Raw genomic sequence first — 8263 nt, forward strand, 5'->3', positions numbered from 1 at the left:
CGTGGATGCGGCGGGCCATCTCCGTCGCTTCCTCGTTCCCGGAGGACGTGCCCGTCGGCGCGGTCGTGTTCGACGGGTCCGGCACCGAGCTGGCCGCCGCCGGCAACGAGCGGGAGGCGACCGGTGACCCGACCGCGCACGCCGAGATCCTGGCGCTGCGCCGGGCCGCCCTGCTCGCCGGCAGTTGGCGGCTGGAGGACTGCACGCTCGTCGTCACCCTGGAACCGTGCACGATGTGCGCCGGCGCCCTGGTGCTGGCCCGGATCGGCACGCTGGTCTTCGGCGCCTGGGAGCCGAAGACCGGCGCCGCCGGATCGCTGTGGGACGTGGTCCGCGATCGGCGCCTCAACCACCGCCCCGAGGTGTACTCCGGGGTGCTGGAGGCCGAGTGCGCCGACCTGATGCGGGATTTCTTCAGGCGATGATGGTGTCCAGACCGATCTGCACCATGTTGGAGAAGCCCTGCTCGCGCTCCGCCGAATCCATCTTCTCGCCGCGCTTGATGTGGTCGCTGACGGTCAGGATGGTCAGCGCCTTGGCCCGGAAGCGGGCCGCGGTCGTGTAGATGGCCGCCGACTCCATCTCCACCGCCAGCACGCCGTAATCGGCGAGCGTGTCGAAGAGGTCCGGCCGGTCGGTGTAGAACGCGTCCGCGGCGAGGACCGGACCCACCCGCAGCGCGACCTCCCGCCGGTCGGCCACGTCGGCGGCCGTACGGAGCAGCCCGAAGTCCGCGACCGGCGCGTAGTCGACGAGGCCGTCGAACCGCGCCCGGTTCATGTTCGAGTCGGTGGCCGAGCCGATGGCGGCGATCACATCACCGAGGTTCAGGTCCTCGAGCAGCGCCCCGCACGAGCCGATCCGGATCAGGGACTTGACGCCGTACTCGGTGATCAGCTCATGGGTGTAGATCGAGGCGGACGGCATGCCCATGCCGGAACCCTGCACCGAGACGCGCACCCCCTGCCACGTGCCGGTGAAGCCCAGCATCCCCCGCACCTGCGTGTAACAGACGGGATCCTTCAGAAAGGTCTCGGCGATCCACTTCGCCCGCATCGGGTCCCCAGGAAGCAGAACCCGCTCGGCGATGTCGCCCGGCTGCGCGCCGATGTGCACACTCATGTCTGAAGATCCTGCCAGGCCGCTTCGGCAGAGGTGGCGCTACCTGGCTCTTCCCGGTTCTGCGGTACCCGGCGACAGGGCCGGTAAGCGGTCGGGTAACCTACTTCGCGGTGGTGTGTCCGAGCGGCCTAAGGAGCACGCCTCGAAAGCGTGTGAGGGTGCAAGCCCTCCAAGGGTTCAAATCCCTTCACCACCGCTCTAAGAAGGTCCGGTGACTCTCAGTGAGTCACCGGACCTTTGCGCGTGCGGTCTCAGTGGTGCACCCCACGGTTGGGCTGATCCTTGCCGTCACCGGGTAGTCTGCCGCCGGTCCAACACACGGGGAGCGAATTTCCATCCATGATTGCTAATCTCGGGCGATTCAGTGCCCTCCTCGCGGTCGTCGCCGGCGCGCTCGGGTCGGCGGTGACCTGTTCGCCCGCGGCCGCAGCGCCGACGAAGCCGACGGTTTCCCTGGAGCACATCAGGCTGACACCGGACCGGACGGGACAGAACCAGTTCGTCGGGCTACGACGCGCCGGTGCCGCCGTCACCCTGCATGACGTCGTCGTGGAAGTCGACGGAGGCGATATTTCCCACTTCGCGACGGTTCTGCCGTTCCTGAGCGACGACCGATGCACCGCGACCGGCGCCCGGCTCACCTGTCGGCTCGGCGAGAGCCGGATCAGCCAGGGGTACGCGGCCTTGATCTCACTCTGGGTGAAAGGACTGGACTCCGCCGCGGTCGGTGACACCGGGACACTCACCACCACGGTCACCAGCCGGGAGTTCGGCGCGGTAGTTCGGCGCTCCACGGTGACGGTCGCTGAGCCCGTCGCCATGGAGCCCGGCGGTTTCCTCGACCGCGACGTCCGACCCGGACAGCGGGTCGGCCTGCCCTTGACGCTGCGCAACACCGGCAACCGCCCGATCACATCGACCGTCATGTGGTTCTATCGTGAGGCGATGTACCAGTACCCGCAGAGCTTCAAGAACTGCGGGTACGGCAGGGAGCGGATCGTCTGCCGGTTCGATGATGATGTTCCGCCGGGAGCGACGTACCGGCTGTCCGAGCCGTTCGCGGTGACCGTACGTAAGCAGGTACCGGCGCCCGGAACAATCGGCCAGAGCTTCAGCTGGAGCACGCCGGCCGACGCACAGAATGCACTGGAAGACTTCGGTGCTGAGCGGCCGAGGAATGGCACCGGCAGCGTGCTGCGGCTGGTGCCGTTGCGCGGAGCGGCCCCTGCGCCCACGCCTCGCCAAGGTGTCCCGCAGAGCACCGGCAGCATCTTCGACCCGGCGCAGTCGGTGTTCTTCAAGCTCACCGGCCGCAATGTGGCCGACCTCGCCGCGATCGGCGCCGATGCCCGCGGCAAGCGCGGCAAGACGATCACGGTCAAGGTCGGTGCGAAGAACCTCGGCCCGGCCTTCATCTTCGGCATCACCAAGCCCGCCGCCGCGGTTGTCGTCAGCCGCCCGAAGGGTACGACGGTGGTGTCCGTCCCGACCGGTTGCCTGCCTTCGTCGAAGGGCAGGGTAGTGCCAAAGAAGGATCCGCGCGGTGCCGCCGAGTATCGGTGCGCGACTACCGTCAACCCGTTCGAGGCCGGCAAGCAGATCACCTGGGCGTTCAAGCTCCGGATCGACAAGAAGGGCGCGCTGACCGGCGGCGTGCGTGTTGTCTCGTCCACGGTCGACGGCAAGCGCACCAACGACTCTGCGAAGCTGCGCATCAATCCACCGGCGAAGAAGAAGTAGCGCGAAGACGCAGGGAACGCCCGGCAGGCTTCTGCCGGGCGTTTCGCTTTCATAAGTACGGGCACAGCGAAGTCCCCGTGACACGCGGCCGATCCGCTGCCGTCCCGGCCCGGTCGCGCCGCCGCCGGGCTTACCCGCGATGGTCGCCGGCCGGCTGCCACTTCCGCATCCACGGCGAGTCCGGCCAGTCCTCTGCCGCGGCCATGATCGGGTAGGCCGTGCCACCGTCGACGCCCTCGCGGATGATGTCGGCGTGGCCCGCGTGCCGGGCCGTCTCCTGGATGAGGTGCAGCAGCACCCAGCGCACCGACCAGTTGTCGAGATCCTTCGGGTTCCACGGCACCGAGTGGTCGACCGGCACGTCCTGGCCGAGATCCTGGATCTCCGCGATCGTCTTCTCGGTCCGCGCCGCGACGCGGTCGTAGTAGGCGAACACGTCCTCGATCGTCTCGCCGTCCGCCAGCCGGAAGTTGTCCTCGTAGGCCTGGTAGTCGACGGGCTGCACCTCCCGGCGCACGGTGGAGATCCAGCTCTCCTCGACCGAGGCGCAGTGCTTGATCAGGCCCCCGACGGTCAGCGAGCTCGCCGTCGGGGCGGCGCGGAGCTGGTCGGGAGTGAGCCCGTACGCGGTGAGCCGCAGCACGTACCGCATCTGGGTGAGGTAGGCGAGCAGACCTTCGCGCTCGTTGCCGATGGCGCCGACCTGACCGGGCATGACGTTCTCCTGTCCTCGGTTTCCCTTACTCGGGTAAGCCTAGGAACCATTGCGGTCAGTTTCCGGCCGCAATCCGACGACTTTCCCGCCGACCCCTGTCACCCAGCCTCCCGCGCGTCCAAGGCTCAGGAGCGCCTCCCGATCCGGGTCGACCTCCACCGGCACACGGGCCGCGACCGGCCAGCCTCGCCGCAGCTCTCCGGGCCGGCGCAACACCGGGGTCAGGGCGGCGACCGGGTCGGGCTCGGCGAGCCGGCCGGCGTACTCGCCCAGGTCCTCGACCACGCCGGGCAGCACCCGCCGCACGGCCGCCGCGTTGCCGCCACACATGGCCGCGATGAGTTCGGCGCGGGTCGCGGCCACCCGCGTACCGTCGCGAAACGATCCGGCGCCGAGGGCCGCGGCCAGCGGATTACCGTCGATCAGATTGGCCAGAGCCGCGGCGAGCAGGTGCGGGACGTGGCTGATCCGAGCGACCGCCTCGTCGTGCTCGTCGGCGCCGGCCGGCACGACCCGGGCACCGATCGAGGTGAAGAGGGCGGCGAGACTCAGCCAGTCGTCCAGCGAGGTCTCCGGCTCGAGGCACAGCACCCAGGCGCAGTCGTCGAACAGGTGCGGGTCGGAGGCGAGGAAGCTGGACTCCTCCTTGCCGGCCATCGGGTGCCCGCCGACGTACCTGCGGCCCCGGAGCAGGTCGCGGACCGGGCCCTTGACGGAGGTCACGTCCGTGATCACACCGGAGAAGTGATCGAGTTGGGCAACCACCTGGGGCAGCGCCGGCAACGGGACGGCGAGCACCACGACATCGGCGCCCTCGACGGCGGCGGCGATGCTGTCCGCTACGCGCCAGGCGCCCGGAGTCGGCGCCGTTCCTTGCCCTGCCGCGCCGGGCTCGTCCGCGCTGGAGTCTGTCGGGGTGGCTTTTGCCAGTGCGGCCGCGGCCTCACGGGTGGTGGCGCCGATGTCGTAACCCGTCAGCTGGTGCCCGTGGGCGGCCAGCGCCCGGAGCAGCGATCCGCCGATGAGCCCGAGACCGATGATCGCGACGTTCACGTCGGTGACTGTCGCACACGCGTGACATCATCCGTACGGCCGTGTTCGTTTTAGTCCGTTTCGTCACTAGATAACCCGCATCAATGCGGTTACGTTCGAGAAGTGACGTACAGGGGCAAACTTTGCAAGCAGCTGATGGTCGTGGCGGGGGTGGTCGGTGCGGTCGTCGCGGCGCTGGCCACGCCCGCACAGGCGGCGCCCTCGGAGTCCTCGGACTCCGTACCGGGCTTCAACGGGACGGTGCTCTCCGTCGCGTACTCCGGCAGCACGATCTACGTCGGCGGCACGTTCACGTCCGCTGTGGTCAACGGCAAGTCGGTCACGCGGAACCGGCTCGCGGCGGTCGACGCGTACACGGGGCAACTTCTGCCCTGGGCGCCGGCGGCCGACGGCCGGGTGAAAGCGCTCGCGGTGAGTGGGTCGTCCGTCTACATCGGTGGTGACTTCGGGTACGTCAGCGGGCAGAGGCGGGACAGCCTCGCCCGGATCGACGCCGCCACCGGCGCGGTGTCCAGCACGTTCAAGCACTCGATCGAGGGCAGACCGTACGCGCTCGCCGCCGCCAACGGCCGCCTCTACGTCGGCGGCACGATCACCAAGGTCAACGGCCTGACCCGCACCAGGCTCGCCGCCTTCAACCTCTCCAGCGGCGCCCTCGACGGCTCCTGGAAGCCCACGGTCGACGACCAGGTCGAGGCGCTCGCCACCACCAGCGGCCGGATCTACGTCGGCGGCAAGTTCCACAAGGTCAACTCCACCAGCGGGTACGACCGTCTGGTAGCCCTCGACCCCACCTCGGCCGCGATCGTCACGGCGTTCAAGCCGAAGCCGGCCGTCATCGTCTTCGCTATCGCCGCCACCTCCGACGGCGTCTACACGGCACACGGCGGCCAGGGCGGCCAAGCGACCGCGTACACCCTCACAGGCGCCAAACGCTGGAGCGCGACGTTCGACGGCGACGCCCAGGCCATCACCACCCTGGCCGACACGGTCTACGTGGGCGGCCACTTCGACCACGCCTGCCGCACCCCCCGCACCGGAGACCAGGGCGTGTGCCTCGACGGTGCTGACGACCGCGTGAAACTCGCCGCCCTGGCCATGAACGACGGCCACCTACGCGACTGGACCGCAAACATGAACGGCATCGAGGGGGTACTGACCATGGCAAGCAACCCGAGCCTAGGAGCGTTCACGGCCGGCGGAGCGTTCACGATGATCAACGGAGTCGCGCAGAAGCGGTTGGCGCAGTTCAGTTAGCTCTCCACCGGCTGGCTCTGCTCTCCGCCGACTGGCTCTGCTCTCCGCCGACTGGCCAGCCCGCTGTCCGCTCGCAGGCTTTACCGCACCAGCAGGGCCGCATCCCCGGGCGAGGATGCGGCCCTGTGCGCTTACCAATTCAGAGCGACTGCGGTCTGGTTCCCGTCAGCCGTCGCAGCCGTGGGACTTCTTCCACGACGCGACCTCGGCCACCGGGCTCTTGCCACCACCCTTACGCCACGACGTCAGGTAACTCGCCGGCCAAACGACGCCACGCCGCACGTCCCAGTCGCCCACCTCAGCGCACGGCGGCGAAATGCCGTAGTGCAGGTGACAGACATTGTTCGCGTTGCCGGTGCGGCCCACCTTGCCGAGTTCCTGACCGGCCCGAACCCGCACGCCCGCCTTGATCCCCGACAGCACCTTGCTCAGATGCGACCCGTAGTAGCGCACACCGTCGTCGCCCCGAATCGACACGAACAGGCCGCCATTCAGAGGACCATCCGGCCGACCCTTCACGTACTCGTCTTTGAGGCTCACCTCGAGCACCACACCGCTGGTAGTGGCGACAACCGACTCACCGCAGTCGGCGAAGATGTCGGTGGCCGGATACTTCGAGTGGGTCGGGTGATAGTCGACGTTCGACGCCCGTACGGGAAAAACGTACTTCACGTTCCCGGGCGCCTTAGCCGGCGCCTTCGTGGGCACCTTCGTCGACGACTTGCTCGGCACGGGCGACGAACTGCTCGTGCCGGAGGACGGCGCGACGGAAGTAGGCACGGCGGAAGGCCCGGCAGACGCGGACCCGGAAGCCGGCGAGTCAAAGAACTGCGGCGTCGCGGTCGCCGACGGCCCCTCCTCTGGCGCTCCACAGGCGGCGAGCGACAGCAAGGCAACGGTCAGAACCGAGAGAGTACGCAGGGAAACCACGGCGCCATCCTGGCAGAAGTCGTCTGCCCCCGCTGGCCGACCGCCGATGGATAGGGTTGACGGGGGAACCGTCGACGCCGGGAGGATGTCATGGTCGAGCAGCACGGAGGGTGGGCCGACACGACCCCGCCCGCCGGATGGTTGCCGCCGCCCGGCCAGCAGATGTCGCCCACCCTGGAAACGCCACCCGCCAACACCCCGCCCGACCCATACCCGTCACCTGCCGCGCAGGTGCCGCCGACCGGGCAAATGCCCCCTGGCCCGCACGCACAGCCGGGTCCACACCTGCCGCCCAGCGCATACATGCCACCTGGCCCACACACGCAGCCCGGCTCTTTCACGCAGCCCGGCTCTTTCACGCCGCCCGGCTCTTTCACGCAGCCCGGCGCGCACGTGCCACCCGGCGCGTTCTCGCAGCCCGACGCTTTCACGCAGCACGGCTCGCACATGCCCCCCGGCTCTCACGCCGCCCCAGGCCCACACCTGCCGCCTGGCTCACACATGCCGCCTGGCCCGCACATGCCGCCTGGCCCGCACATGCCGCCTGGCCCGCACATGCCGCCTGGCCCGCACATGCCGCCTGGCCCGCACATGCCGCCTGCCCCGCACGCCTCGCCTGGCATGCAGATGCCGTTCGGCCCGCACATGCCGCCTGGCATGCACCTGCCACCCGGCCTACCCCCGCGGCCCACCTATCGGGAACCAAACCCGATCCGCACAGCGCCCGTGCTGTCGGGCCTCGGCGCCGCCTCGGTGTGGTTCGCCCTCTTCGGAAGCATCGGACGGGATCTACTGAGCTACGCCTGGTGGACGATCGCCGCAGCCATCTCCGCCTGGCTGGTGGCGCTCCTCCTAGGCATCCTCGGTGACCGCGGCGTGGCGGTGGGTATAGCACTCGCGAGTGGTCTCGGTCTATCGATAGCCGCCGGTTTCGTCGGTGCGAGGTGGATCACGACCGAGGACTGGCCGCTGTGGTGAATGTCCAGCTCTGCGGTGATGTGTCATCGACGATCAGTACACCCCCGGTGGCTCAACGCACTCGGCCTTGACGAACGCCGGACGGCTCGGCAGTCTCGGGCGCATGGCCCACGTACCGCAGCGACTCGACCCCGATCGTCGCCGTCGCAGGCTCGAGCTCCTCGCCGCTCTAGCCAACGCGAAGACGGCCCGCGACTACACCCAACCCCAACGCCTACGCGGCGCCCGCATCCGCGAGCTAATCGCCAGCCGCCGCCGACTGGTCAACTAAGCCGCCACCACCGCGGCCCCGCCAAGCCACCACGGCGGGCCAGCCAAGCCACCGCCGCAGGCCAGCCTCGCCACCACCGCAGGCCAGCCAAGCCACCACCGCGCGGACGCGGGGTCAGTCGCGCTTGCCGCCGGTCACCCTTGCCGAAAGTCACGCTTGCCGGCCGGTCACGTTTGCTGGCCAGTCGCCCTTGCCTT

At 69.2% G+C, this 8263-nt stretch carries 9 protein-coding genes and 1 tRNA gene; 6 read left to right on the forward strand and 4 right to left on the reverse strand.

Annotation, left to right across the window (positions count from 1 at the left end; genetic code table 11):
* The first annotated feature begins 5 nt into the window (after nt 1-5).
* Nucleotides 6-425 carry a nucleoside deaminase gene (locus tag AB0M36_RS31715; RefSeq protein WP_364165055.1) on the forward strand — a complete coding sequence of 140 codons (420 nt, stop codon included), beginning with the start codon at nt 6-8 and terminating at the stop codon, nt 423-425.
* Here AB0M36_RS31715 and deoD read toward each other — a convergent pair.
* Nucleotides 415-1122 (reverse strand): purine-nucleoside phosphorylase, encoded by a 708-nt coding sequence (gene deoD / locus AB0M36_RS31720; RefSeq protein ID WP_364165058.1) that lies wholly within the window; start codon nt 1120-1122, stop codon nt 415-417. The genes AB0M36_RS31715 and deoD overlap by 11 nt on opposite strands.
* Before the next feature lie 109 nt (nt 1123-1231).
* Here deoD and AB0M36_RS31725 point away from each other — a divergent pair.
* Together AB0M36_RS31725 and AB0M36_RS31730 are read left to right on the forward strand one after the other, a co-directional pair.
* A tRNA-Ser gene (locus tag AB0M36_RS31725) sits at nt 1232-1318 on the forward strand.
* A gap of 623 nt (nt 1319-1941) precedes the next feature.
* Nucleotides 1942-2862 (forward strand): hypothetical protein, encoded by a 921-nt coding sequence (locus AB0M36_RS31730; RefSeq protein WP_364165061.1) that lies wholly within the window; start codon nt 1942-1944, stop codon nt 2860-2862.
* Nucleotides 2863-2992: 130 nt separating this feature from the next.
* Here AB0M36_RS31730 and AB0M36_RS31735 read toward each other — a convergent pair whose 3' ends face one another.
* A complete protein-coding gene (locus AB0M36_RS31735) occupies nt 2993-3577 on the reverse strand; it encodes a DinB family protein (protein ID WP_364165064.1) in 585 nt (194 codons plus the stop codon).
* A 39-nt stretch (nt 3578-3616) separates the two neighbouring features.
* Nucleotides 3617-4630 (reverse strand): prephenate dehydrogenase/arogenate dehydrogenase family protein, encoded by a 1014-nt coding sequence (locus AB0M36_RS31740; RefSeq protein WP_364165067.1) that lies wholly within the window; start codon nt 4628-4630, stop codon nt 3617-3619.
* Between the two features lie 102 nt (nt 4631-4732).
* On the opposite strand from AB0M36_RS31740, the gene AB0M36_RS31745 reads away from it, so the two are divergent.
* Nucleotides 4733-5887, forward strand: a complete 1155-nt coding sequence (locus tag AB0M36_RS31745) for a hypothetical protein (protein ID WP_364165069.1) — start codon at nt 4733-4735, stop codon at nt 5885-5887.
* 165 nt (nt 5888-6052) lie between these two features.
* On the opposite strand, the gene AB0M36_RS31750 is transcribed toward AB0M36_RS31745, so the two are convergent.
* Complete coding sequence (locus AB0M36_RS31750; protein WP_364165072.1) at nt 6053-6922, reverse strand: M23 family metallopeptidase; 870 nt, start codon at nt 6920-6922, stop codon at nt 6053-6055.
* 516 nt (nt 6923-7438) lie between these two features.
* On the opposite strand from AB0M36_RS31750, the gene AB0M36_RS31755 reads away from it, so the two are divergent.
* Both AB0M36_RS31755 and AB0M36_RS31760 read left to right on the forward strand, forming a co-directional pair.
* Nucleotides 7439-7795, forward strand: a complete 357-nt coding sequence (locus AB0M36_RS31755) for a hypothetical protein (RefSeq protein WP_364165075.1) — start codon at nt 7439-7441, stop codon at nt 7793-7795.
* A gap of 103 nt (nt 7796-7898) precedes the next feature.
* Entirely contained in the window at nt 7899-8066 is a 168-nt protein-coding gene (locus AB0M36_RS31760; RefSeq protein WP_364165078.1) for a hypothetical protein, read from the forward strand.
* The last annotated feature ends 197 nt before the right edge of the window (nt 8067-8263 follow it).

This window comes from Actinoplanes sp. NPDC051346 (genome assembly GCF_040682215.1).
Taxonomy (GTDB): Bacteria; Actinomycetota; Actinomycetes; order Mycobacteriales; family Micromonosporaceae; genus Actinoplanes.

Bases quoted from the DNA above. Each gene is read 5' to 3' on its own strand.
- AB0M36_RS31715 (WP_364165055.1), top strand. From the start codon at position 6: ATGCGGCGGGCCATCTCCGTCGCTTCCTCGTTCCCGGAGGACGTGCCC.
- AB0M36_RS31735 (WP_364165064.1), bottom strand. From the start codon at position 3,577: ATGCCCGGTCAGGTCGGCGCCATCGGCAACGAGCGCGAAGGTCTGCTC.
- AB0M36_RS31755 (WP_364165075.1), top strand. From the start codon at position 7,439: ATGCAGATGCCGTTCGGCCCGCACATGCCGCCTGGCATGCACCTGCCA.
- AB0M36_RS31730 (WP_364165061.1), top strand. From the start codon at position 1,942: ATGGAGCCCGGCGGTTTCCTCGACCGCGACGTCCGACCCGGACAGCGG.
- deoD (WP_364165058.1), bottom strand. From the start codon at position 1,122: ATGAGTGTGCACATCGGCGCGCAGCCGGGCGACATCGCCGAGCGGGTT.
- AB0M36_RS31760 (WP_364165078.1), top strand. From the start codon at position 7,899: ATGGCCCACGTACCGCAGCGACTCGACCCCGATCGTCGCCGTCGCAGG.